This window comes from Ruegeria sp. AI2 (genome assembly GCF_056541275.1).
Map to the genome: position 1 here is coordinate 25,203 of NZ_JBQFYB010000005.1, position 22,142 is coordinate 47,344.

General features: G+C 58.4%; 24 protein-coding genes, 1 tRNA gene and 1 pseudogene. 12 read left to right on the forward strand and 14 right to left on the reverse strand.

Annotated features, from left to right (window positions below; translation table 11 throughout):
• Positions 1–6: 6 nt before the first annotated feature.
• Complete coding sequence (locus tag ACR0LL_RS11560) at positions 7–1,440, reverse strand: NAD(P)-dependent oxidoreductase (protein WP_480586777.1); 1,434 nt, start codon at positions 1,438–1,440, stop codon at positions 7–9.
• A 230-nt stretch (positions 1,441–1,670) separates the two neighbouring features.
• Here ACR0LL_RS11560 and ACR0LL_RS11565 point away from each other — a divergent pair, with 230 nt between their 5' ends.
• Positions 1,671–2,474 (forward strand): undecaprenyl-diphosphate phosphatase, encoded by an 804-nt coding sequence (locus ACR0LL_RS11565; protein WP_480586780.1) that lies wholly within the window; start codon positions 1,671–1,673, stop codon positions 2,472–2,474.
• Here ACR0LL_RS11565 and ACR0LL_RS11570 read toward each other — a convergent pair whose 3' ends face one another.
• On the reverse strand, positions 2,475–3,458 hold the full coding sequence (locus tag ACR0LL_RS11570) for a complex I NDUFA9 subunit family protein (protein ID WP_480586783.1): 984 nt from the start codon (positions 3,456–3,458) through the stop codon (positions 2,475–2,477).
• Between the two features lie 201 nt (positions 3,459–3,659).
• Here ACR0LL_RS11570 and ACR0LL_RS11575 point away from each other — a divergent pair.
• Positions 3,660–3,746, forward strand: a tRNA-Leu gene (locus tag ACR0LL_RS11575).
• A gap of 621 nt (positions 3,747–4,367) precedes the next feature.
• On the opposite strand, the gene ACR0LL_RS11580 is transcribed toward ACR0LL_RS11575, so the two are convergent.
• Positions 4,368–5,378, reverse strand: coding sequence for an AraC family transcriptional regulator (locus tag ACR0LL_RS11580; protein ID WP_480586785.1), 1,011 nt, complete (start codon positions 5,376–5,378; stop codon positions 4,368–4,370).
• 79 nt (positions 5,379–5,457) lie between these two features.
• Here ACR0LL_RS11580 and ACR0LL_RS11585 point away from each other — a divergent pair, with 79 nt between their 5' ends.
• From ACR0LL_RS11585 to ACR0LL_RS11595, 3 genes and pseudogenes are all read left to right on the forward strand, one after another.
• Positions 5,458–5,979: a DUF4142 domain-containing protein gene (locus ACR0LL_RS11585; RefSeq protein ID WP_480556396.1), complete on the forward strand. Its 522-nt coding sequence runs from the start codon at positions 5,458–5,460 to the stop codon at positions 5,977–5,979.
• Complete coding sequence (locus ACR0LL_RS11590) at positions 5,979–6,326, forward strand: cupredoxin domain-containing protein (RefSeq protein WP_480487070.1); 348 nt, start codon at positions 5,979–5,981, stop codon at positions 6,324–6,326. The genes ACR0LL_RS11585 and ACR0LL_RS11590 overlap by 1 nt, the downstream gene beginning before the upstream one ends.
• 136 nt (positions 6,327–6,462) lie before the next feature.
• Positions 6,463–6,588: pseudogene (locus ACR0LL_RS11595) on the forward strand (IS3 family transposase); the annotation flags it as partial.
• A 727-nt stretch (positions 6,589–7,315) separates the two neighbouring features.
• Here the strand turns inward: ACR0LL_RS11595 and ACR0LL_RS11600 are convergent.
• Positions 7,316–7,801, reverse strand: a complete 486-nt coding sequence (locus ACR0LL_RS11600) for an RNA pyrophosphohydrolase (protein WP_480586788.1) — start codon at positions 7,799–7,801, stop codon at positions 7,316–7,318.
• A gap of 137 nt (positions 7,802–7,938) precedes the next feature.
• On the opposite strand from ACR0LL_RS11600, the gene ACR0LL_RS11605 reads away from it, so the two are divergent.
• Positions 7,939–9,966, forward strand: a complete 2,028-nt coding sequence (locus ACR0LL_RS11605) for an FAD-dependent oxidoreductase (protein WP_480586791.1) — start codon at positions 7,939–7,941, stop codon at positions 9,964–9,966.
• A 19-nt stretch (positions 9,967–9,985) separates the two neighbouring features.
• Here the strand turns inward: ACR0LL_RS11605 and ACR0LL_RS11610 are convergent, their stop codons facing one another.
• Positions 9,986–10,594: a LysE family translocator gene (locus ACR0LL_RS11610; protein ID WP_480586794.1), complete on the reverse strand. Its 609-nt coding sequence runs from the start codon at positions 10,592–10,594 to the stop codon at positions 9,986–9,988.
• 423 nt (positions 10,595–11,017) lie between these two features.
• On the opposite strand from ACR0LL_RS11610, the gene ACR0LL_RS11615 reads away from it, so the two are divergent.
• Positions 11,018–11,923, forward strand: coding sequence for a LysR family transcriptional regulator (locus tag ACR0LL_RS11615; protein WP_209505110.1), 906 nt, complete (start codon positions 11,018–11,020; stop codon positions 11,921–11,923).
• Between the two features lie 51 nt (positions 11,924–11,974).
• Here ACR0LL_RS11615 and ACR0LL_RS11620 read toward each other — a convergent pair whose 3' ends face one another.
• The gene (locus ACR0LL_RS11620; protein WP_267365933.1) at positions 11,975–12,892 is read right to left on the reverse strand and encodes a LysR family transcriptional regulator; all 918 of its coding nucleotides are present in this window, start codon (positions 12,890–12,892) and stop codon (positions 11,975–11,977) included.
• A gap of 98 nt (positions 12,893–12,990) precedes the next feature.
• Here ACR0LL_RS11620 and ACR0LL_RS11625 point away from each other — a divergent pair, with 98 nt between their 5' ends.
• Positions 12,991–13,953 (forward strand): sodium-dependent bicarbonate transport family permease, encoded by a 963-nt coding sequence (locus tag ACR0LL_RS11625; protein WP_480586796.1) that lies wholly within the window; start codon positions 12,991–12,993, stop codon positions 13,951–13,953.
• Here ACR0LL_RS11625 and ACR0LL_RS11630 read toward each other — a convergent pair.
• Genes ACR0LL_RS11630 through ACR0LL_RS11645 form a run of 4 tightly spaced genes read right to left on the reverse strand, consistent with a single transcriptional unit; the run spans position 13,946 to position 16,862 of the window.
• Positions 13,946–14,848 (reverse strand): OmpA family protein, encoded by a 903-nt coding sequence (locus ACR0LL_RS11630; protein WP_480586799.1) that lies wholly within the window; start codon positions 14,846–14,848, stop codon positions 13,946–13,948. The two genes, ACR0LL_RS11625 and ACR0LL_RS11630, sit on opposite strands and share 8 nt — an antisense overlap.
• On the reverse strand, positions 14,845–15,417 hold the full coding sequence (locus tag ACR0LL_RS11635) for a peroxidase-related enzyme (RefSeq protein ID WP_480586802.1): 573 nt from the start codon (positions 15,415–15,417) through the stop codon (positions 14,845–14,847). The genes ACR0LL_RS11630 and ACR0LL_RS11635 overlap by 4 nt, the downstream gene beginning before the upstream one ends.
• 15 nt (positions 15,418–15,432) lie before the next feature.
• A complete protein-coding gene (locus ACR0LL_RS11640) occupies positions 15,433–16,143 on the reverse strand; it encodes a GNAT family N-acetyltransferase (protein ID WP_480484573.1) in 711 nt (236 codons plus the stop codon).
• A complete protein-coding gene (locus tag ACR0LL_RS11645; RefSeq protein ID WP_480586805.1) occupies positions 16,140–16,862 on the reverse strand; it encodes a competence/damage-inducible protein A in 723 nt (240 codons plus the stop codon). The genes ACR0LL_RS11640 and ACR0LL_RS11645 overlap by 4 nt, the downstream gene beginning before the upstream one ends.
• Before the next feature lie 50 nt (positions 16,863–16,912).
• On the opposite strand from ACR0LL_RS11645, the gene sfsA reads away from it, so the two are divergent.
• The 4 genes from sfsA (at position 16,913) to map (ending at position 19,529) form a co-directional block, all read left to right on the forward strand.
• A complete protein-coding gene (sfsA, locus tag ACR0LL_RS11650; protein ID WP_480586808.1) occupies positions 16,913–17,608 on the forward strand; it encodes a DNA/RNA nuclease SfsA in 696 nt (231 codons plus the stop codon).
• A 171-nt stretch (positions 17,609–17,779) separates the two neighbouring features.
• A complete protein-coding gene (locus tag ACR0LL_RS11655) occupies positions 17,780–18,154 on the forward strand; it encodes a hypothetical protein (protein WP_480586810.1) in 375 nt (124 codons plus the stop codon).
• A 22-nt stretch (positions 18,155–18,176) separates the two neighbouring features.
• A complete protein-coding gene (locus tag ACR0LL_RS11660; RefSeq protein ID WP_480586814.1) occupies positions 18,177–18,551 on the forward strand; it encodes a hypothetical protein in 375 nt (124 codons plus the stop codon).
• Between the two features lie 165 nt (positions 18,552–18,716).
• A complete protein-coding gene (map, locus tag ACR0LL_RS11665) occupies positions 18,717–19,529 on the forward strand; it encodes a type I methionyl aminopeptidase (protein WP_480586817.1) in 813 nt (270 codons plus the stop codon).
• On the opposite strand, the gene ACR0LL_RS11670 is transcribed toward map, so the two are convergent.
• Genes ACR0LL_RS11670 through ACR0LL_RS11685 form a run of 4 tightly spaced genes read right to left on the reverse strand, consistent with a single transcriptional unit; the run spans position 19,517 to position 22,116 of the window.
• Positions 19,517–19,696, reverse strand: coding sequence for a hypothetical protein (locus tag ACR0LL_RS11670; RefSeq protein ID WP_480586819.1), 180 nt, complete (start codon positions 19,694–19,696; stop codon positions 19,517–19,519). The genes map and ACR0LL_RS11670 overlap by 13 nt on opposite strands.
• Positions 19,697–19,719: 23 nt before the next feature.
• Positions 19,720–20,355 carry an HAD family hydrolase gene (locus ACR0LL_RS11675; RefSeq protein ID WP_480586822.1) on the reverse strand — a complete coding sequence of 212 codons (636 nt, stop codon included), beginning with the start codon at positions 20,353–20,355 and terminating at the stop codon, positions 19,720–19,722.
• Entirely contained in the window at positions 20,348–20,908 is a 561-nt protein-coding gene (gene rsmD / locus ACR0LL_RS11680) for a 16S rRNA (guanine(966)-N(2))-methyltransferase RsmD (protein ID WP_480586825.1), read from the reverse strand. Before rsmD ends, ACR0LL_RS11675 begins: the two co-directional genes overlap by 8 nt.
• Positions 20,905–22,116, reverse strand: coding sequence for an NAD(P)/FAD-dependent oxidoreductase (locus ACR0LL_RS11685; protein WP_480586828.1), 1,212 nt, complete (start codon positions 22,114–22,116; stop codon positions 20,905–20,907). Before ACR0LL_RS11685 ends, rsmD begins: the two co-directional genes overlap by 4 nt.
• Between the last annotated feature and the right edge of the window lie 26 nt (positions 22,117–22,142).

Here is a 22,142-nt window from a genome sequence, read left to right on the forward strand (position 1 = left end):
CTGGGGTTATTCCGCCGCCACGGCAGTTTTGGCGTTGAACCGGTCGATGATCGCGTCAGCGCAGTCGCGCCCGTCGCGGATCGCCCATACGACCAGAGAGGCACCGCGCACGATGTCCCCGATCGCGTACACACCATCCATTTCGGTTTCCCCGGTCTGGAATGCTGCCCTGACCGTTCCCCATCGGGTGACGGGCAAGTCGGGCTGCCCGAACAAGGTGGGCAGGTCTTCAGGCTCAAAACCCAATGCCTTGATCACCAGATCGGCGTCCTCGACATAATCCGCGCCTTCGATCACTTCGGGGGCCTGGCGACCAGATGCATCGGGCTGACCCAGACGCATCTTCTGCACCATCACGCCGGAAACCTTGTCGTCGCCCGTGAATCCCTTCGGTGCACTGAGCCATTCGAATACCACGCCTTCTTCCTCGGCGTTCTGTGTCTCGCGCTGCGAACCCGGCATGTTTGCCCGGTCACGACGGTACAGGCATTTGACCGATGTCGCGCCCTGACGGATCGACGTACGCACACAATCCATCGCGGTGTCACCACCACCGATCACGACAACCTTCTTGCCCTCGGCATTCAGCCGTCCGTTGTCGAAATCCTCAACAGTGTCACCAAAGCTTTTACGGTTTGATGCAGTCAGGAAATCGATTGCCTTCTCGATCCCGGCAAGACCACTGCCTGGCATGGACAGATCCCTCGACTTGTAAACGCCCGTTGCGATGATGATCGCGTCATGCTTGGCGTGAAGTTCAGCGAATGTTGCGGCGTCCACGTCGCAGTTCAATACGAACTCGACACCGCCGTCCGCCAACAGGTCGTTGCGCCGCTGGACGATTTCTTTTTCCAGCTTGAAGCCCGGAATGCCATACATCAGCAGACCACCCGCACGGTCGTAGCGGTCATAGACCGTGACCTGAACACCGGCCCGACGCAGCATGTCTGCCGCGGCAAGACCACCCGGCCCGCCACCGATGATGCCGACGCTTTCACGGCGCTCTGTCGCAGGGACCACTGGCTTGACCCAGCCTTTGTCCCACGCCGTGTCGGTAATGTACTTTTCGATCGTGCCGATGGTGACCGTTCCGTGGCCGGATTGTTCGATCACGCAATTTCCTTCACACAAACGGTCCTGCGGACAGATTCGGCCACAAATCTCGGGGAAGGTGTTTGTCGCCTGGCTGGTTTCGTAAGCCTCTTCCAGCCGTCCGGTTGCAGTCAGCCGCAACCAGTCGGGAATGTTGTTATGCAGCGGGCAGTGCGATTGACAGTAGGGCACACCGCATTGACTGCACCGGCTGGCCTGTTCTGCTGCTTTCTCGGCGGCGAATTCGGCATAGATCTCGTTAAAGTCTTCTCTGCGGTCATTGGCGGCACGCTTTTCCGGCATGACGCGGTCGATCTGCACAAATTTCAGCATCGGTTGCTTGGCCACGGGTCAGACTCCATGAATTGGCTTGGTTGGATTTCTTTATGCGATGCGCAAACGGATGAAAAGTCATATATACTGACATATTGTGGGAATTTTTTACCCTCCCACTCGAAATCTGCAATTCTTAAAGGAATTTTAGGTACGGTTCGGACCTATATGAAGACTTTCCTTTTCCCCACCACCCTTATAGCCATACACCACATAAAAAACGTGGCGGCAGCACGGCAGGGCAGATGAGTCTTTTCCACCTGATTCTCGTGGCAATCATTCAGGGAATAACTGAGTTTTTGCCCATTTCGTCTTCGGGTCACCTGATCCTGCTGCCGAACTTGTCGGGCCTTCAGGATCAGGGTCAGACCATAGACATCGCGGTGCACGTGGGAACTCTTGGTGCGGTCGTTCTGTATTTCTGGGCGGATGTGAAGCAGGCTCTTGCCGGGGTGCCGCGCGCCCTGACCGGCCGGACAGATACACCGCAGGCCCGTTTGGCTCTGGGCCTCATCATTGCGACACTTCCAACCGTGATTGCAGGTCTGATTCTGCATCTGACCGGGTTAAGCGAGGCCATGCGTTCGATCGCTGTAATCGGGTGGACGATGCTGGGCTTTGGCCTGCTGCTCTATTGGATTGACCAGAAAGGCCCCCAAAAGAAAGAGGCGTCTGATTGGGGTATTCGCGATGCTTTCGTCATGGGGCTGTGGCAGGTTCTTGCGCTGATCCCAGGAACATCGCGGTCCGGGATCACCATTACAGGGGCACGTCAACTGGGCTATACCAGAGAAGACGGCGCGCGGATTGCCATGCTGATGTCAATCCCAACCATTCTGGCCTCTGGCACACTGCTTGCACTGGATGTGATACGCGACGCTGATGCGCAACTGGCCCGGGATGGGGCCATTGCCGCGGCATTTGCTTTTGTCTCAGCACTATTGGCGCTTAGCCTTATGATGCGACTGCTGCGCAGTGTCAGCTTTACGCCCTATGTGATCTACCGCGTCATTCTGGGCGCGGCATTGTTGTTCATGGCCTACAGCTGATCAGATACGCAGGTTTTTCGCCGAGTTCTGAATGTCGTCATACTGCCCCGATGGGCGGAACTTCCACAGATATTCCGGCAGCACCGATTCCAGAGTGGTCGGCGCAATGCCTAGGTCCGCAAAGGACTTGGCCCCGTCAGATACCACGTTGTCATGACGCAGATTCCTGACCTGATCGCGGGTCAGAATGTTGTTTGGAAACAGCTGGAAGCTGACGAATTTCGCAATATCCAGCACGCCCGCCATAATCCGGGCAGCAAAAAACGGCAGACCGACAATGATGCGCCGCCGGTGGATCACTTCAAGCATCTGCTGCATCAGGGCGCGGAAGGTTTTCACTTCCGGCCCGCCGAGCTCGTACACTCCCGGCTCTGCCTGCCCCAGAATACCTTTGACCGCTGCCTGGGCCACGTCGTCCACGTAGACGGGTTGGAATTTGGTCTCGGCACCAACCACTGGCAGGAACGGACCCATGCGGGTCATCCCAGCAAATCGGTTAAAGAACTGATCCTCGGTACCGAAGATTACAGATGGGCGAAGGATCACCGCATCCGGTATGTGCTTCAGCACACCTGCCTCGCCCAGCGCTTTGGTCCGGGCATAATCGCTGGCCGCGTTTGCATCCGCACCGATGGCCGAAATATGCACCATTCGACCAATGCCCTGCTGTGCGGCCAGGCGTGCAATACGCTCGGCCCCTTCGGCCTGAACGACATCAAACGCGTTCTTGCCCAGTTCATTCAGCACACCTACGCAGTTCACCACGACATCGGCGCTCTGCATCGCCAGCGCGACCGAGGCGTCATCGCGGATATTGCACAGCACAGGCTCAACCTGTCCCACGACGCCATAGGGTTTCACGAACATGGCTTCGTTCGGGCGTCGTACAGCCACCCGCACACGCCACCCCTCACTCGCCATACGTCGCGCGATGTAGCGACCGACAAATCCCGATCCGCCATAAATCGTCACCAGTTTCGACATGAGAGGGCTCCTGCTGAGAAATTGCGCTCTAGAACTAACGCTCGCAGGCCAGCCAAACAAGGCACTAATTCGCCGCGCCGGTCATGAAATACTCAGGCCAAAATCTCAGTTCGAAAACCGAATTCAAAAAACTTTCAAAATTCATTCAGAATCCGGTTGACGCCCCCCGCCAGTCAGCTTAAACGCCGCTCCACGACACCTGCCCAGGTGGCGGAATTGGTAGACGCGCTAGCTTCAGGTGCTAGTGTCCGTATGGACGTGGAGGTTCGAGTCCTCTCCTGGGCACCATTTCTTCCTCAAAAATATATAAACTCTAAGAACTTAGCGGAATGCTCAGATCTGTAAAGGTGACACAAGAGGTGACGCAATGCCTCTAATCATCTTTGCAGCAGAAGCGATTCTGATCATGGCTAGATACATTGAACAAAAGAACTCCAATGGTGTTTGGTAATTTCGTAGGCGTGTTCCCCAAGACGTTCGAAAGCACTACCCCAAGCTAAGCAAGCGAAACGAACTCGATTTTCTCTCCAAACGAAAGACCCCAAGGAAGCGACTGTTCTGGCTCAGAGAAAAGTCACCGAACAAGATGGGTTCTGGAAAGTGTCAGAAGGGCCGAAAGAGTATTTCAGGTTGATGGGAAAAGACCCCGAAAGCAGGCAGGAAATGGTCGCGCTCGAATAGTCTGTCTGACGTCAGACAGAGGTTGAAAATGCCCAGTCCGAGAACAAAAGGCGGCACCATCATGGCGATGGCGGCGGGATTATCGATAAGGGCGGATATATCTTTGGTGGCAAATTGCGGAAACTTTCTTCTCCGTTGTTTTGCGACGGAAAAGTGTGCTCCTCAGCAACAGGTACTTTTGAGCACTGTCGTTGGAATGAATGCATACCCGGCAACATTGCAGATCGTTCAGACCTGAGTGGGTAACGCAGAGGTTCGAAATCTGGCAGGCGGTTGCCCGATCTCTTTCTTGAACGCGCGACTGAACGCTGCTTCCGAGGAATACCCACTCAGATCCGCGGCTTCGGCAACACTGACACCTTTCTCTACCAACGCGCTGCGGGCAATCTGCATACGCCATGCAGTCACATATTGCATCGGTGTGATCCCAAGCTTCTCGGAAAACCGCATTGCGAAACTTGTCCGAGACAATGCCGCCCTGTTGGCCAAAGAATCGACACTCCACTGCGCTGTCGGGTCATTGTGGAACGCCGTCAATGCGCGGGTAAGATGAACATCGGCGAAACCTGCGAGTTTTCCCCCTGTTCTGGCGGTATCTTCGATATGGCACCGGATAGCCTGCGCAAAAATCGCCTCTGACATCTTCAGCGCTATCAAATCACCTCCAAAACGGCCGAACCCTGCCTCGGACCCTATCACGCGCAACGTCGCTTCCAGCCAATCGCTGGCCTCGGCGCCATAATCCCGGATGACAATGCTTGGCGGCAATCGGTCAAGCAACAGATGTCTTGATCCTTCGGCTAGTGAAAAATGACCACAAATCAGCTGGTTCTCCATGTTGGGGTCGTTACCGCCATACACCAGAACACCCTTACCATCATAGCCGGACCTTTCCAGCACGTCATCTAGCGGCAAGGCGTCTTCCGGGCCCGAAACACGACAATTCAACGTATGCGCCGCCCCGTGTGGAACCAGGACAAGATCGCCTTTGGTAAGGCGTAGCGCCCGATCTTCTCCTGCGACGCGCACCACGCACTCACCGCGATGTACATAGTGGAACCGGGCCACGTTCTGAAACGCCGGCACCTGGATCCCCCAGGGCTGTTCGCTAAGGCTGGTGCGGAAATACAGTGTCCCCTTGAGCGACAGGCGGGTCAGAATATCACTTAGCAGATCAAGCATGGTTGCTGATATTACCAAGAGTTCGATACCTGTCCACATGTTCGAACGATAGGGCATGTCTTCTGGACGACAGGTAATTCAAAGACAAGGCAAACTGTACGCATATCAGGGCTTCAATCAACTTTGGAGATTCCAGATGAAAACCGCTTTCCTTTCTGCTGCTCTTGTCGTCGTCGGCTATGCTGCTGTTGCAGATGAGAACAAGATGAACGATCTTGAAATCGCGCATACAGCGTATACTGCCGGTGAAATCGACATCCGCTATGCGCATCTTGCTCTTGCTGTGTCCGACAATAACGACGTTCGGGATTTTGCAAACACAATGATCCGTGATCATGCGGCCGTGAACCAAGCTGCAGGGGCGTTGATCCAACAACTGAATGTAACGCCCCAGGACAACGCCCTCAGCCAGGCCTTGGTTAAAGGTTCGGTCGAGAAACGCGATGAGCTGAGCGGGCTGCGCGGCAAAGCCTTTGATTGCGCCTACGCTCAGAATGAGCTCGCCTATCATCAGATCGTGAACAAAACGGTTGAGGACGAGTTCATCCCCAACACCACCGTTGAGCCGCTCACCAACCTGCTGCAGGATGCTCTTGCAACATTCAAACAGCATGAAGGCCACGCCGAACAGATGGTGTCTGGGCTGGATTGCGGCTGATGGCTGTACTGTCACGCAGAAAGTTTGGTGCCGTACTGGGTGCGGCACCGCTTACTCTTCTGGCTGGTGCACAGGTTGCGTCCGCCGGGGCAACCAGCCATCAGGTTTCCATTCGCAAATTCAAGTTCGCGCCTGAGAAACTCGAAGTTTCGGTCGGTGATGAGGTGATCTGGACCAATCTGGACATCGCGCCTCACACCGCAACGGAACAAAAGATGCAAGACTGGGACACCGGACCGCTAGAGCGGAACGAAAAGGCAGCCGTGGTATTCGACAAACCCGGGGTTTATACCTATTTCTGCGTGTTTCACCCGCATATGAAGGGGACTATCATAGTGAAAGATTAATCGGCGGCTACACGCAGGGAACTGAGCGTCGCAGTGCTTTGATTTCTTCATCAGAGTCACCTCATTCATCCGTTAAAAAAACTACTTCCAAACGCCCCAATTTTTCGGTGAGATTACCAGCCCGCGCGTTTGGTGATACGATTACAACAACATCAGACCACACTCATCACTCAGCAATCAGACACCCGCAGAAACGTGCCAGGCAATTGAGTATTTCAATGGCTTTACACCCGGCGCGTCTGTTCAACCCGCGGCCGAATAATACGAAAATCACACCCGCAAGAACGAGGGAGTGTCAGAGGCAGAGTATACGCGCGAAGTTGTCGTGATATTCGGCGGCGGACCAATTCCATTCCTATGATCCTGCTGTTTTGTCACGTTTTCCTTTTGGATTGAAATAACGCGTCGCACCCGAAGAAATCGCACGCCATTATGCGCGGCGTTTTCAGTTGCACTGGTTGGTCACCGCAGGGCTATTGTGTTGAATTCGGGCCTTCAGGATGTTTTCTGCTTTGGCCTTCATAAGAGGATTACGGGTCTATTTCCCGGCGATCAGCTGGTGGGTGCGGTCTCTGAAATCACAGATTTGAATCGATTTTTCTGGATGCGTTTTTGCGAAAAACGGCCAAAAGTTCACGGTTGTTTACTCCACCAACGTGGAACGCGTTGCCGACTTTGGCCCCAAGATTGTGGCCGGAATTGAAGTAAATTTGGTTTATATCTGCGTTTATGCCTCAATTTTGGCGACGGAGAGCGGCCGCTATTCAACTTGTTGTTATATTGAAGAGAAATGTCGATCACAAAGGCGTTATATTTCCGATTTCCGTGGCGGCACCCTTGGTACCTTACGCCCTGTTCAGTGATGTGAATTGTGGCACGGCTTTGAAGCCCAAGCCGTCTATGGCATTTGCCAAGCGAATCCCTATGCCGCCCGCATTCCGAGGAGTGATGGTGTTCGCAAAAGGGCCATTACGGTTCATTCGCCGCAGTTACGTCAGATGGGCCATAAATGCCTCGACCACACGCTCATACACATCGCGCTTGAAGGGCACGATTTCCGCGATCAACCGGTCGGGCTCTTGCCATTTCCAGCGGGTAAATTCCGGGTGATCAGTTTCAATGTTGATCTGATCGTCGGCACCGGTGAAGCGCAGCAGGAACCATTTCTGTTCCTGCCCGCGATAGCGACCTTTCCAAATGTGGGGCACGATGTCATGGGGCAGGTCATAGGGCAGCCAGCCGTTGGTTTCGGCGATGATTTCGACCAGATCAGCCGTGACCCCGGTTTCTTCCCACAGCTCGCGCAGGGCTGCGTCGCGGGGATCTTCGCCCTTGTCCACACCGCCCTGCGGCATTTGCCAGGCGTCCGCATGGCGGTCATTGCGCTGGCCCACGAAGATCTTGCCCTCGGCATTCATCAGCATCAGCCCGACGCAGGGGCGATAGGGCAGTTTGGCGATTTCTTCGGGGGTCATGCGCGGCCTCATCGGGTTGTTCCGCCCACCTCTAGCAATCACCGGCACCACAGCAAAGAGGGTGACGTGGGGTTTCGCGTGACAAAGTTGACGCGAACGTCAATCTAGCGGGCAAATTCAGGAGGGAGAGTTCCGCCATGACTGCGTACCCGAATATGCTGGCCCCGCTGGATCTGGGCTTTACCACGTTGAAAAACCGCGTGCTGATGGGCTCGATGCATACGGGGCTTGAGGAAACCGGCGACTGGAACCGGGTGGCCGAGTTCTATGCGGATCGGGCGCGGGGCGGCGTGGCCCTGATGGTGACGGGCGGGATTGGTCCGAACCTTGAAGGCTCGGTTTTGCCGGGGGCCTCGATGATGGTGAGCGACAAGGACGTGGCGCACCATTCCATCGTGACGCAGCGCGTACATGAAGCGGGCGGCAAGATCGCAATGCAGATCCTGCACGCAGGTCGTTATGCCTATGGGCCGAAATGCGTGGCACCCAGCCCGGTGAAATCGCCGATCTCTCCGTTCCCGCCCACTGAGCTGGATGAAGAGGGCATCGAGAAGCAGATCAGCGATATCGTCAACGCCGCCGTACTGGCGCAAAAGGCAGGTTATGACGGGGTCGAGATCATGGGGTCGGAAGGGTACTTCCTGAACCAGTTCCTTGTGACCCATACCAACAAGCGCACCGACCGCTGGGGCGGGTCTTATGAGAACCGGATGCGTCTGCCGATCGAAGTTGTGCGCCGCACGCGCGAGGCGGTGGGCACCGATTTCATCATCATCTACCGGCTGTCGATGATCGATCTGGTACCCAACGGATCGACCCATGACGAGGTGGTGCAACTGGCGCAGGAGATCGAAAAAGCCGGGGCCACGATCATCAACACCGGCATTGGCTGGCACGAGGCGCGAATCCCGACCATTGCCACCAGCGTGCCGCGCGCGGCCTTTGCCTGGGTGACCAAGAAGCTGATGGGCAAGGTGGGGATACCGGTGATCACATCGAACCGGATCAACACCCCCGAGGTGGCCGAAGAGGTTCTGTCGACCGGTTGCGCCGACATGGTCTCGCTGGCCCGCCCGATGCTGGCGGATGCGGATTTCGTGGCCAAGGCGATTGCGGGTGAGGCCGCCAAGATCGCTCCCTGCATTGCCTGCAACCAGGCCTGTCTGGATCACACGTTCAGCGGCAAGCTGACCTCGTGCCTCGTGAACCCGCGCGCCTGTCATGAGACCGAACTGGTGATTGAACCGGCCAAAACGCGCAAATCCATTGCCATTGTGGGCGCAGGTCCTGCCGGACTATCGACCGCAATGATTGCGGCCCAGCGCGGCCACGATGTTACCCTGTTCGACCGCGCTGATGAGGTCGGCGGGCAGCTGAACATGGCCAAGCAGGTGCCGGGGAAAGAGGAATTCTGGGGCCTTGTCGACTGGTACCGTACCATGATGGATGATCTGGGCGTGACTGTCGAACTGAACCGCGAGGTAGGCGCAGATGACCTGACCGGCTTTGACGAGGTGGTCATCGCCACCGGTGTCAGCCCGCGTGATCCGCAGATACTGGGGCAGGATCGGGACAACGTCCTGAGTTACATCGACGTGCTGCGCGGCAAGGCCGTGGTTGGCAAGTCTGCTGCCGTGATCGGGGCCGGTGGCATCGGCTTTGATGTGTCCGAGTTCCTTCTGGAAGAGGGTCACAGCGCCACGACCGACCTGCCGCTATGGATGAAGGAATGGGGCGTGACGGACCCGGCTGAACACCGCGCAGGGTTAGCGCCCGAGGGGCCGCAACCCAGCGCACCCGCGCGGCAGGTCACCCTGTTGCAGCGCAAGAAGCAGGCACATGGCAAGGGTTTGGGCAAAACCACTGGCTGGATTCACCGGGCAACACTAAAGATGAAGAACGTCAATTTCGTGGGCGGCGTGAATTATGAGCGCATCGACGATGACGGTCTGCATGTCAGCTTTGGCGAAGAGCGCGCAGACCCGACGGTGATCGCGGCCGATACCATCGTGTTGTGTGCCGGTCAGGTGTCCGAACGGTCACTGGCGGACGCGCTGATCGAGCGGGGCATCACCCCCCATGTGATTGGGGGTGCGGACGTCGCCGCCGAGCTGGACGCCAAGCGCGCGATCAATCAGGGCACGCGGCTGGCGGCGGAATTCTGATCGCCAAGTTTAGCGTTTCCTAGTCGGACAGCGCGAGTTTTGCACCCAGTGCGCCAAAGGCCGTTGCAAAACTCCGCCTGATCCACTTCATCACCGTTGGACGGCTGATCACATAGTCGCGGGCCAGCGCTGCGCAGGCCCCGTATCCGACGAAGACAACAAAGGTCATGGCCATAAAGGCCAGGGCCAGCTGGATCAGCGCACCTCCTGCGTTCGCCGTGTCGGCTGGCAGAAACTGCGGCAGAAACGCCAGAAAGAACAGCGACAGCTTGGGGTTCAGCACGTTGATGAGCGTTCCGGTGATGGCAATCTTGAAACTGCTTTTCGCGGTCTTGTCGGCGGTGACATCCAAGGCGCCGCCACTCCTTAGAATGCCCCACGCCATGTAGAAAAGGTAAATGACACCCAGGTATTTCACGAGCTGAAACGCCACGGCACTGGTGTGCAGCAATGCGGCAAGCCCGACGATACTGGCCACGGCAGCGGGAACGATTCCCACTGTGCATCCGACCGCGGCGGCAACGCTGGCCCGGAAACCGCGGCCCAGGCCAACGGCCAGTGTGTAGATGACACCGGTGCCCGGCAGCAGCACGACGATCATGGAAGTGATGAAGAATTCCAGTGACATTCAAACCCCCTGCAAATGCGCGCAGGGTCGCGAACATCCGCAAAGATGTAAATACCGATCGGTCAGGGAACAGGGGTTACGGCCCGGTGTTGCCGTCGGACGGGGTGGTGAAACTTGGCTTTGCAAAGGGCTTTCGGGGTTCCGCGCCCCCGGCCAAAAGACCGACAAGGACGGAGACGGAGAAAACGGATTTCCTGACCCCTTCTGTGGTCACAAAAATGCCATTCTAAGATGAACAGAAACGAAGGATTGCGCGGAAAACGCAGTATCGCAGGGTTCGGGGCCGGTTTGGAAACCACTGTTTCTGCGTTTCTCATACGCAAACGATCCGATTCAAATCCCTGATATTATCCCATGTATGCCCCGATTCCGCCCAGATTCAGAGCGATAGTCGGGTTGGAAATCAAGATCTGGGGAACGAGAATGGACCGACTGACCGAAATGGAAGCCTTCGCCAATGTGGTGGACCAGGGTGGCTTCACCGATGCGGCCAAGAAGATGGGCATCTCCAAATCGGCCGTGTCCAAACACGTCTCGAGCCTCGAAGCGCGTCTGGGAGCTCGGCTGCTGAACCGCACCACGCGCCGGGTGTCGCCGACGGAAATCGGCCTGGCCTATTATGACCGCGCGCGTCGCGTTCTGAATGATGCGGGTGAAGCGGATTCGCTGGTCACATCGATGCAATCGGCCCCGTCCGGTCTGCTGCGCATCAGCGTAGCCACGGATTTCGGCGTCAATCACCTGTCGCCGGTCCTGTCTGATTTCCTGGCCGTCTACCCCGACATCACCGTGAACATGGTGCTGAACAACCGCTATGTCGAACTGATTTCCGAAGGATTTGACGTGGCCGTGCGCATCGGTGAGCTGGAAGACAGCACGTTGCGCGCCCGCAAGCTGACCGAAACGGTCAAACGCATGGTTGCCGCGCCCAGCTATATCGAACGGTTCGGGCGCCCGCAGAAGATCGACGATCTGAACGAACACAAGCTGCTGCACTATTCCAGCCAGTCGTCAGGCAATGTCTGGAAGCTGACCGCACCGTCCGGTGAAAAGCGTCAGGTGCGCACCGCGGGCTGGCTAAGCGTGAATGACGGCCAGTCGCTGCTGAACGCAGCCATCTCGGGGCTGGGGATCGCATATCTGCCCAGCTATCTTTATGCCGAAGCGTTGAAATCGGGGCGGGTTGTCGATGCCATGCCGTCCCTGCCGGACGAGGTACAGGGCATTTACGCAGTTTATCCGCCCGGCCGCTTCACACAACCCAAAGTACGGGCCTTCATCGATTTTCTGGTCGATGCATTCGAAGACAAAAGCCCGATGGATTGGTAGTTTCTCCCTGAAGACCAACCTTTGGCCCGCATGTCAAAGTGCGGGCCTTTTTTATGAACCGATCACCGTCAGGCCGATGGATCGCGCGGAAGAGCGTAGGCTTTCCATCAACACGTTCTGACCCGGCGGCGGCGTTTCGGCATTGCGCGCCAGCAATGCGATATCGCGATTGGCATTGGGAATGGACAGCGGGCGCAGCCGCACTTCGTCGCGGTAAATGCCCTGTCTGCGGGCAAACAGATCCGGCAGAACCGCAACCCCAACCCCCGAGGCCGCCATCAGGACAATGGAATCAAGCGTTGTGCCTTCATATTCATCCGAAACCACACCGCCGCATTCCGCTGCCAGCGCATAGACGATGCGCGACAGGCGGTGGCTTTGGTCAAGGGTCAGGAACAGCCGGTTCTGCAAGTCGGCGGCACTGACGCCTTGTGGGTCCTGCGCCAGAACGTCGTCAACGGCCACCGCGACCCAGAGGGGTTCGTTGAACAAGCGGTGCTGCACGGTATTGGGGTGATCCTCGGGCGTTGACAGGATCAGGTCAAACCGACCGGATTTCAGGCCCTGTTCCAGATCGCGGGTGTTTTCCTCGCGCACGACAATGCGTAATCCGGGGCGCAGGCGGTGCACCTCTTTGATGGCTTGCGGCAAGAGGTACGGCCCGATCGAAGGCAAAACGCCCAGTCGCAACCTTCCTCCGACAGGCATATCGTTGGTCATGGCGTGGCGCAGGTCCTTGACCTCGGCAAGGATCTTTTGCGCGCGCGAGATGAACTCTTCCCCCTTTGTCGTCACCTGAATTCCGCCGCGGTTGCGGTCAAAGATCCGAACGCCAAGCTCTTGTTCTACGGTTGCAATTTGCGCCGACAGGCTGGGTTGGCTGACATTCAGCACCTCGGCGGCCAAACTGAACCGCCCGAGGCGGCTGACCGTGACGATGTATTCCAATTGGCGCAAGGTTGGACGCATTTCATAGCCTGAAACTATATTAAACTTAAAAAGATAGTATTTGGCCAAATCTATTTTGCAAGGCACCTAGCCCTGAAACGAGGGATCAGGAGTCAAGTATGCCCGGAGTGATCGAGACGCTGTCCAGCAACCTGCTGGTGCCCACCATATTGTTTTTTGCCCTAGGGCTTCTGGCGGCTTTTGTGCGCAGTGATTTGTCTATCCCGGCGGGCGCGGCCAAGTTCATGTCGCTCTACCTGCTGCTGGCCATCGGGTTCAAAGGCGGTGCCAGCCTGGCCGCGCATGGCATCCACCTGCAATTGTTCCTGACCCTGCTGGGCGGCGTGGCCCTGTCCTTTACCATCCCCTTCGTGGCCTTTGCCCTGCTGAGGATGATGACACGGTTGGATGCGTTGAACGCTGCGGCGGTAGCGGGGCATTACGGCTCGATTTCGATTGTCACCTTTGTCACCGCCACCAGCCTGCTGGATCTGATGGGATTGACCCATGACGGGTTCATGGTGGCGGTTGCGGCAGCGATGGAGGTGCCGGCCATTCTGTCGGCGCTGTGGCTGGCGCACAAGACCGGCGGCAATGGCGTCAAGGATGACAAGCTGTGGCGTGATCTGCTGGCCAATGGATCAATCGTGCTGCTGACCGGGGCGTTCCTGATCGGGGCCATTACCGGGGGTGAAGGCATGCAGATGATCGCGCCTTTCATCGTCACGCCTTTCACCGGCATCCTGTGCCTGTTCCTGCTGGATATGGGGCTTTCGGCGGGGCGCAGCCTGATCAGCAATCGCGACAAACTGTCGGTTGGCCTGTTCGCCTTTGGTGTATTGATGCCCCTGATCGGCGCGCTCATGGCATGGGCCGTCGGTGCGGTGATCGGATTGCCGCAAGGCAGCCTGTTCCTGTTCATGGTGCTGTCGGCCTCGGCGTCTTATATCGCGGTTCCGGCTGCCATGAAAATTGCACTGCCGAAGGCCGAAGCCGGGATTTATCTGACCCTGTCGCTGGGTGTGTCGTTTCCGTTCAACATCACGGTCGGACTGCCGCTCTACCTGTGGTGGGTCAGTTGACGAGCAAGACCGCCTCGACCCGGCGGTTCAGCTCGCGCCCTTCGGGGGTTGCGTTCGAGGTAAGCGGGGACAGATAGCCGACGCCCTGCGCCTCGATCCGGTCGGCGGCCACGCCATGCGCATCAATCAGACGGGTGCGGACCGACTCGGCCCGGCTTTTGCTGACCGCGATATTGGCCTGCAACGCGCCGGTGTCATCGGTATGCCCCACCAGCGCCAGGCGCATCTTTGGATTTTCGGCCAGATACCCGGCCAGCAGGGTCAGTGAGGCATATGTCCCCTCGTCCAGCGCAACCTCACCGGTTGGAAAATGCAGATCGTCCAGTATCACGTGACCCGATGTTGCCAGCGCCTCAAGCAGCCCGCCCGACCCTTCGACTGCCTGTTCGATCACGACCGGAACAGGGTCCGGTGCATTCTGGGGTGTGACGCGGATCATCTGAACATACCCGTCCGGGGGGTTGCGGCTGACCAGCAGGCTGAGGGCAACAGGCCCCTTGGTGGCCGACAGGAAACGGTAATCCTGAATGGCGACATACATGTCCGGGGTCGGAACGACCTCGGTGCCAAAGCGGAAATCGAAGCCGCCACAGGCGCGGGCATCACATTCGAACAGAATCTTGTAGCCCTGCGCCTCGATCTGGTCGCGCAGCGGGGTCAGAAGCTGAAGGGTTGTGCTTGAGCCCGCCTGAAGCCGCCACGTGTAGCGTTCAACCCGACCTTCGAGGGTGTCAGCAGGCACCGCGCCATTCGCATAAGGCCCCGTTGGCAGGTCATAGCTGTCCAGCGGCGAGGTACGGTCGCTGATCTGGCGGGCGCTGGCTGGAAGGGTCAGGTCCTGCGCCAGAACCGGCCCCGCCAGCAGCGTGGCAATGAGGGCGGCTGATCGGATCATCGAAACTGCGCGTGATACTCGGAGTTGGGTACCATTGCCGTGGCACTGGCCACCCGGTTGGACATGTTGAAGAACCCGGCAACATTGGCGATGTCCCAGATGTCGCGGTCGGAAAAGCCTGCGTCGCGCAGACGCTGGCGGTCGGGCTCTTCGATCTCGGCGCTGGCGGTTGTCATTTTGGCGGCAAAGTCCAGCATTGCGCGCTGCCGGGGCTCGATCGGGGCAACACGGTAATTCATCACCAGCATCTCGCCCAGTTGCGGGTTGCCCGAAAGCTGCCGGACCGCCGCGCCGTGTGCGACCAGACAGTAGAAGCACTTGTTGATCGACGATACGACCACGGCAATCATCTCGCGCTCCAGCTTGGACAGGCCGCTGTTGGCCAGCATCAGATCATTATACATCGCCGTGAACGTGTTCAGCTTGTCGATATCGAAGGCGTTTGCCTTTAGCACATTCGGCACCATGCCCAGCTTTTCGACACAGATATCGAAATATTTCTGCGTTTCCGGCGGCAGTGGATCGACCATGGGCAGGTTCAGCGCGGTGGGCATGTCTTTCTGTGTCATGGCGACCCCTTTTGTTCAGACAAGGTGACGGTAATGGTATTCACTGGCGATCTCCATCCCGAGGGCGCAATAGAGACCGTTGGCACCTTCATTGGCCTTGGTGCAGATCACACTGAAGGTTTGAGCACCGTTGTCACCTGCCCAAATCGCCGCGGCGCGCATGGTCCACTGACCCAGCCCCTGACGGCGGTGCGCGGGCAGGATTTCAAGCGCATGCAGCATCGCGACATCGCCATGCATCGCCACGAAGGCTGCCCCGCTGGGTTGGTCGTTGTGGCGCAGCAGCAGACCGGTTTTGGGACCCTTCGCGCGCTCCATCACCGCCAGACGTTCGGGCCCGATCCCACCAGCCGCCCAGATTTCGCGCATGATTTCAAGCGGCTCCCAGACCGAAAACACCATGACCGGAGGGATCGGCTGATCGGTGAGGTGAGAGACGGGGCACGTATAGATGTTGACCGGATCAAGGATGTCATATCCCCGTTGCGCCAGCTTTGCATCCAGCGCCTCATCACCCGGGCGCAGGCAGAAGATGGATTTCTGCCCCATGGCCTGCATCGCGGCCTCGGCCGCGTCGATATCTGCATCGCTGGCCGGGGCCAGCGCATTGGCCGCAGAAACACGCGAGCCGCCGCCCTGCCCTTCGCGCAGCTGAAACGGCCCCAGCCTGCGATACCGCGCGGCAGGCCATGTGCCGTCGACGATGTCCGCCCAATCGCCGCTCAAAGCCCAAGCTCTTTCGCCAGACGGGTCATGGCCGCGTCAATCCGACTGCCATCGGTGCCGCGCACCACCACGTTGGCCCCGAAGGCCCCGTTGATCTGAAACGGATAGCAGCCGATGGACAGATCGCTGAAATCCTCGGCCAGCGCGGACAGGTTTGCGGCGATATCGCCTTCGCCCCGGTCCACGCGCAGGGTTTGCGACAACAGGGGGCTGCCACCGGTCAGTGTGGGCAGGACGCTGGCGACCATGGCCTGAAACACCAGCGGCACCCCGGCCATCACATGTACGTTCTTCAGGGTGAAACCCGGCGCTGTCGAGACCGGATTGTCGATCAATGTCGCGCCCTCCGGGATACGCGCCATGCGCAGGCGGGCGGCGTTCAGTTCCAGCCCGGATTTGTCGTAATGCGCCTGCAACAGCGCGCGCGCGTCGTCGCGAATGTCAATCGGGGCGTCGAAGGCGTGCGCAATGCAATCGGCGGTGATATCGTCATGGGTCGGGCCGATGCCGCCGCTGGTAAAGACGGTGTCGTGGCTGTCAGACAGCGCTTTGACCGCCGCTTCGATGGCGGGGGCGTCATCGCTGACGATGCGGATCTCTTTCAGATCGATGCCGTGTTTTGCCAGCTCCTGCGCCAGATAATGCATGTTTGCATCGCGGGTGCGGCCCGACAGGATTTCATCCCCGATCACCAGCATTGCTGCGGTTGGATTGGCCATGGCGCGGACTCCTCTTGATCGTCTTCAGGGGCAGGTATAGGCCGTGAGACATGCGTTTTGGAACCCCTCTTGTCCCCGCCCGCCTGATCCGTCGCTACAAACGCTTTCTGGCCGATTGCCGTTTGGAAGACGGGCGCGAAGTGACCGCCCATTGCGCCAATCCGGGATCCATGATGGGGCTGGCCGAACCGGGCCATTTGATCTGGCTTGAGCCCAATGACGACCCGAAGAAAAAGCTGAAATTCGGCTGGCGGCTGGTGGATCACGAAAACGGGCATTTCACCGGGGTCGATACTTCCGTCCCGAACCGCGCCCTGCGGGCAGCGCTTGCGGCGTGCGAGATCCCCGAGCTGGCCGCTTATGACACCGTCCGGCCCGAGGTGAAATACGGGCAAAACAGCCGTATCGATTTCCTGCTGAGCGGCCCCGGCCTGCCAGATGCCTATATCGAGGTCAAAAGCGTGACGCTGTCCCGCCAGCCCGGTCTGGCCGAGTTCCCCGACAGCGTCACCGCCCGCGGCACCAAACATCTGGGCGAGCTGGCACAGATGGCAGCGCAGGGGCACCGGGCGATCATGCTGTACCTGGTGCAACGCACCGATTGCGACCGGTTCGCGCTGGCCACGGATATTGACCCGGCCTATGCGGCAGCGTTCGAGGCGGCGCAGGCGATGGGGGTGGAACGGTTGGTGTATGGGACAGAGATTTCACCAGAGGGGATCGCAGTCTTACCCAAACCGATCTAAAGGCTATTCAGCAGCACGTACCAGAATCAAGAAAGCCTGGCATCTCGGGTCAAACCTAAAGCTAACTATAAATATTCTTAAAGTATTATTTGTTGATTCATATCAATGTTAATCAGCACATAAAAAGCTTTGCTATTCAGCACGATAATTTCGGGGGGGGGGAGATTTGTCATGCTATACAAAACAATCGGTATAACCGTTCTGTGCGCCGCACTCCTGTACACGGCCTCTTGCTCGGGCATGAGTTACGCGATGAAGACATATGGCGACGTCGACCCAATAAACTTCGAAGCGTATGGCAGAACCTGGCGCGTCTTCGACAAGCCTGAAAGCGGCTTGATTATGCTGACGCCCAGCCTGGGAGATTCCGCCTTGGCCGGTGCAGCCGAAGGTGCAACATTCGGCTTGGCTGGCAGTATGGACCCCACGCAGTTGGTCTTTCAATCGGCGGCGACAGAATACCTGAAGTCAACCGGCAGAACATGTGACATCCGTTCTGCCAGACTGGTCCTCGACCCTCAGTGGGAGTTCACCTATACCTGCTGAGCCTCCGCGAAACTGTCGCCTTATGTCAGAAGCCACGGAGTTCAGCATGCCAAAAATTCTAATCACATTGGCCGCCATTCTCGCCGTCACAGCATGTGCGGAACAACCAAGTTCGATCGCACCGGTTCCAATCGGGGATGTCTATAGCAACGTATCCTGCGCAAAGGCACGACAACTCTACCAACAAGAGGTCGCCAGAGTGCCCGCCTTGATTTCCGCCCAGAAACAAGCAGTTGCCGGTGACGCTGTCGGCGTGCTATTGATCGGAGTTCCTGTATCCAGTTTATCAGGGGATGATCTGGAGGGCGAAATAGCCGCAACCAAGGGCAAATTGATTGCACTGTCCGCTCGTTTGGAAGTTTGCGGTATTCCGCCCCCCAGAATAGCGTGGGATTGAGCCTGTTTCGGCATAGGGTCGTAGTGCCAGCATGAGAGAGCGGCTGTTGAAAGTTATGAGCCGTCGAACTACTTCGCTGAGTGAGTGTAACCCCGCACCCTCTGGTACTTTCTGCACAAGCAGCGTAAAAGAAGTGCCGCGTGTAACAATTGGAGCTTTGCGTCGATGAAAGAGCATCGTGGCCGTCTGACCAAGGACGGTATCCGCATCTATGAACAGGGTGATTTTGCCGGGATGCAAGCGGCGGGCGCTCTGGCGGCGCGGATATTGGATGATATCGCCGCGCATGTCTTTCCCGGTCAGACCACGGGTGCGCTTGACGGGCTGATCACGCAGATGGTCGAGGATGCGGGCGCGACCTCGGCCACGATCGGCTATAAGGGATATGAACACGCCAGCTGCATCAGTGTGAACCATGTGGTCTGCCACGGTATTCCCGGTGACAAGAAGCTGAAGGATGGCGATATCCTGAACATCGATGTGACCGTCATCGTGGATGGCTGGTTCGGTGACACCTCGCGCATGTATGTGGCGGGCAAACTGCCGCGCAAGGCCGAGCGTCTGATCCAGGTAACCCATGACGCACTGTTCAAGGGCATCGAGATGGTCAAGCCGGGCAACACGTTCGGCGATATCGGCCATGCCATTCAGGCCTATGTCGAAGCGCACCGGATGAGTGTTGTTCGCGACTTTTGCGGGCACGGTCTGGGCCGCGTGTTCCACGCGCCGCCGAATGTGCTGCATTATGGCCGCCCCGGCACAGGCGCGGTTCTTGAGGAAGGCATGTTCTTTACCATCGAGCCGATGGTCAATCTGGGCCGCCCGGAAACCAAGACACTGGCCGATGACTGGACCGCCGTGACCCGCGACAAGTCGCTGTCGGCACAGTTCGAGCATTCGGTGGGCGTAACGGCGAATGGGGTCGATATCTTTACCCTGTCACCGGGCGGCAAGTTTCACCCGACCTATTCGTCCTGATCGGCGGCCTGTTCGCGCAGGAGTTTCAGCAGCATCGTCTCAGCCCCCCAAGGGGTAACCGCATCGTGGATGAACACGGATGAGCGCAGCGGTTTGCGCTCGGGTCCTTGGGTGGTCTCTGCATCCTGATTGAGTGCCCAGAACGGGGCGGTCAAGGCGTGGTCCATTGGGACAATCTAGCACAATCGGTTCAAAAACCCAAAAGTGCAGGCACGTCGGCCATGTCATGGAAAACTTCGGCCCCCAGTGCCGCAAGCGCTTTACCTTCGTCATGAGGCGCGAAGCCAAGGCAGCGAATGTTGGCGCGGATCGCGGCCGTGACACCGCTCTGGCTGTCTTCAATGACAACCGGGGCCGAAGCGCCGAACCGCGCGACCGCCATTTGAAACAGGGTCGGGTCAGGTTTCGCCACCCCCAGCACATGGGCCGAGAACACAACATCTCGAAAGCGCTCCCACAGTCCGTTCTGCCCCAGAGTGATCTCCATCTTGTCTGGGCTGCCATTCGAAGCCACGCAGAAAGGGATGCCCTTATCGTCCAGCATCGCCAGCAAGTCGGGAATACCCTGCATCAGATCGACACCCTGACGCAGACGCTCAAAGGTTTCGGCGTAGACCTCATCAACCCAGTCATCCGGCAAATCCGCGCCCAGAGCTCGCGCTTTGTCCTGGACCCCGGTCATAGTTCCGCCCAGAAAGAACCCGACGCTGTCCTCAAGTGTCAGGTTCAGCCCATAACGACCGAGGTTGTCGACCAGCACTTGATTGGACAAAGGTTCGCTGTCGACCAGAACGCCATCGCAATCGAAAATGACCAGATCATGCACTTTGATCACCGTTCCGCATCAATGAGATATACGTGTCGCCATATTTGCGGCTGTCGTGCAACGTGAACCCGGCCGGAGCCTGCATCCGTGAGTTTTCTTCCCAAACCAGCAGCGCATCATCCGCGATCCAGCCATTGGACAGCGCGGCGATGGCTTTCTGTCCCATGGCCTTGCCATAGGGCGGGTCCAGAAAGATCAGATCGTAGGGCGCCCCCGGATTTTCGCCCAACCGGGTTGCATCACGGCGGATCAGCTCGGTGCGCCCGGCACTGCGGGTCAGGTCGATATTCTTGCGGATCAAACCCTGCGCCACGCGCCCGTCATCAACGAAGGTGACATGTGCCGCACCGCGTGACAGTGCTTCGAGCCCGAGCGCCCCGGTGCCAGCAAACAGGTCCAGCACGCGCAGGCCGTCGAAATCGATCTGATGGGCCAGCACGTTGAACAGGCTTTCGCGAACCCGGTCGGTGGTCGGGCGCAGATGTGCGCCCGCATCGCCCTTGCCGATGGGGGTCAGGGCGCGACCGCGGAACTCTCCGGCGATGATCCTCATGCCTTGAGCAACGGCTTAAGGTCTGCATCCGGGTCGGCCACGACGGCCGGGTCGGCCGTTTTTCCCATCTCGATCAGGCGCTTGCCAACCATATAGGCGCGCGGATCGTTCATCGCGTCGACCGCAATCAGCTTGTCACCGTTGTAATACCAGAAGGATACGGTCTGCCCTTCGCCCTGCCGCGTCACCACGCGGTCATATCCGGTGTTCAGGCCCGCGATCTGAAGCTTGACGTCGTATTGATCCGACCAGAACCACGGGGTTGCCACATAATCCTTGGCCGCGCCCAGCATGTTCTGGGCCACGATCTCGGCCTGATCAATGGCGTTGGGGACGCTTTCCAGACGGATGCGGCCTTCGCCATGGGGAAAGGAGGCGCAATCGCCAGCCGCCCAGATCGACGGGTCAGATGTGCGACCATGGGCGTCGGTCCTGATGCCGTTGTCCAGGTCCAGCCCCGCCATCTCAGCCAGTTGGGTTGCGGGTGCAATACCGACGCCAACCACGACGAAATCGACCTCGAGTTTTGTACCGTCAGTCAGAACCGCGCCGGTGACCTTGCCGTTTTCGCCGATCAGATGATCCAGCCCGACGCCTTCGCGGATGTCAGCGCCGTATGCACTGTGCAACGCGCGGAAATAATCGCTGGTCTCGGGCGCTGCGACCCGTTGCAGGATACGGTCGGCCATTTCAACCAGAGTGACCTTGACGCCACGCTTGGCACAGACGGCGGCGGCCTCAAGCCCGATATACCCGCCGCCGACGATCAGCGCGCGGGCACCTTCGGTCACTTTGGGCTCCATCTCGTCGATATGGGCCAGATCGCGCACCACATGCACACCGTCCAGATCGCCACCAATCGCGGCGGGCAGGCGGCGCGGGTCCGATCCGGTGGTCAGCGCCAGTTCGTCGTAAGAGATAACCTCATTCCCCAGCGTGACCGTTTTGGCCTTGGGGTCGATACCGGTGACGCGCTGACCCAGACGCAGGGTGATGTTGTTTTCCGTATAAAAACTTTCAGGCCGCAGGAACAGACGCTCAAGCTCCATCTCGCCCAGCAGATAGGCTTTGGACAGGGGCGGGCGCTGATAAGGCAGATGCGGCTCGGCCCCGACCAGAGTGATCTCACCCGCAAACCCGTCCTTGCGCAGACGGGCCACCAAAGACGCGCCTGCCTGTCCCGCGCCGATCACGACAATATGGCTCATGCTTTGCCTACCCCGCAGTTTTCAAG

Bases quoted from the DNA above. Each gene is read 5' to 3' on its own strand.
- ACR0LL_RS11565 (WP_480586780.1), top strand. From the start codon at position 1,671: ATGAGTCTTTTCCACCTGATTCTCGTGGCAATCATTCAGGGAATAACT.
- ACR0LL_RS11570 (WP_480586783.1), bottom strand. From the start codon at position 3,458: ATGTCGAAACTGGTGACGATTTATGGCGGATCGGGATTTGTCGGTCGC.
- ACR0LL_RS11580 (WP_480586785.1), bottom strand. From the start codon at position 5,378: ATGCCCTATCGTTCGAACATGTGGACAGGTATCGAACTCTTGGTAATA.
- ACR0LL_RS11585 (WP_480556396.1), top strand. From the start codon at position 5,458: ATGAAAACCGCTTTCCTTTCTGCTGCTCTTGTCGTCGTCGGCTATGCT.
- ACR0LL_RS11590 (WP_480487070.1), top strand. From the start codon at position 5,979: ATGGCTGTACTGTCACGCAGAAAGTTTGGTGCCGTACTGGGTGCGGCA.
- ACR0LL_RS11600 (WP_480586788.1), bottom strand. From the start codon at position 7,801: ATGACCCCCGAAGAAATCGCCAAACTGCCCTATCGCCCCTGCGTCGGG.
- ACR0LL_RS11605 (WP_480586791.1), top strand. From the start codon at position 7,939: ATGACTGCGTACCCGAATATGCTGGCCCCGCTGGATCTGGGCTTTACC.
- ACR0LL_RS11610 (WP_480586794.1), bottom strand. From the start codon at position 10,594: ATGTCACTGGAATTCTTCATCACTTCCATGATCGTCGTGCTGCTGCCG.
- ACR0LL_RS11615 (WP_209505110.1), top strand. From the start codon at position 11,018: ATGGACCGACTGACCGAAATGGAAGCCTTCGCCAATGTGGTGGACCAG.
- ACR0LL_RS11620 (WP_267365933.1), bottom strand. From the start codon at position 12,892: ATGCGTCCAACCTTGCGCCAATTGGAATACATCGTCACGGTCAGCCGC.
- ACR0LL_RS11625 (WP_480586796.1), top strand. From the start codon at position 12,991: ATGCCCGGAGTGATCGAGACGCTGTCCAGCAACCTGCTGGTGCCCACC.
- ACR0LL_RS11630 (WP_480586799.1), bottom strand. From the start codon at position 14,848: ATGATCCGATCAGCCGCCCTCATTGCCACGCTGCTGGCGGGGCCGGTT.
- ACR0LL_RS11635 (WP_480586802.1), bottom strand. From the start codon at position 15,417: ATGACACAGAAAGACATGCCCACCGCGCTGAACCTGCCCATGGTCGAT.
- ACR0LL_RS11645 (WP_480586805.1), bottom strand. From the start codon at position 16,862: ATGGCCAATCCAACCGCAGCAATGCTGGTGATCGGGGATGAAATCCTG.
- sfsA (WP_480586808.1), top strand. From the start codon at position 16,913: ATGCGTTTTGGAACCCCTCTTGTCCCCGCCCGCCTGATCCGTCGCTAC.
- ACR0LL_RS11655 (WP_480586810.1), top strand. From the start codon at position 17,780: ATGCTATACAAAACAATCGGTATAACCGTTCTGTGCGCCGCACTCCTG.
- ACR0LL_RS11660 (WP_480586814.1), top strand. From the start codon at position 18,177: ATGTCAGAAGCCACGGAGTTCAGCATGCCAAAAATTCTAATCACATTG.
- map (WP_480586817.1), top strand. From the start codon at position 18,717: ATGAAAGAGCATCGTGGCCGTCTGACCAAGGACGGTATCCGCATCTAT.
- ACR0LL_RS11670 (WP_480586819.1), bottom strand. From the start codon at position 19,696: ATGGACCACGCCTTGACCGCCCCGTTCTGGGCACTCAATCAGGATGCA.
- rsmD (WP_480586825.1), bottom strand. From the start codon at position 20,908: ATGAGGATCATCGCCGGAGAGTTCCGCGGTCGCGCCCTGACCCCCATC.
- ACR0LL_RS11685 (WP_480586828.1), bottom strand. From the start codon at position 22,116: ATGAGCCATATTGTCGTGATCGGCGCGGGACAGGCAGGCGCGTCTTTG.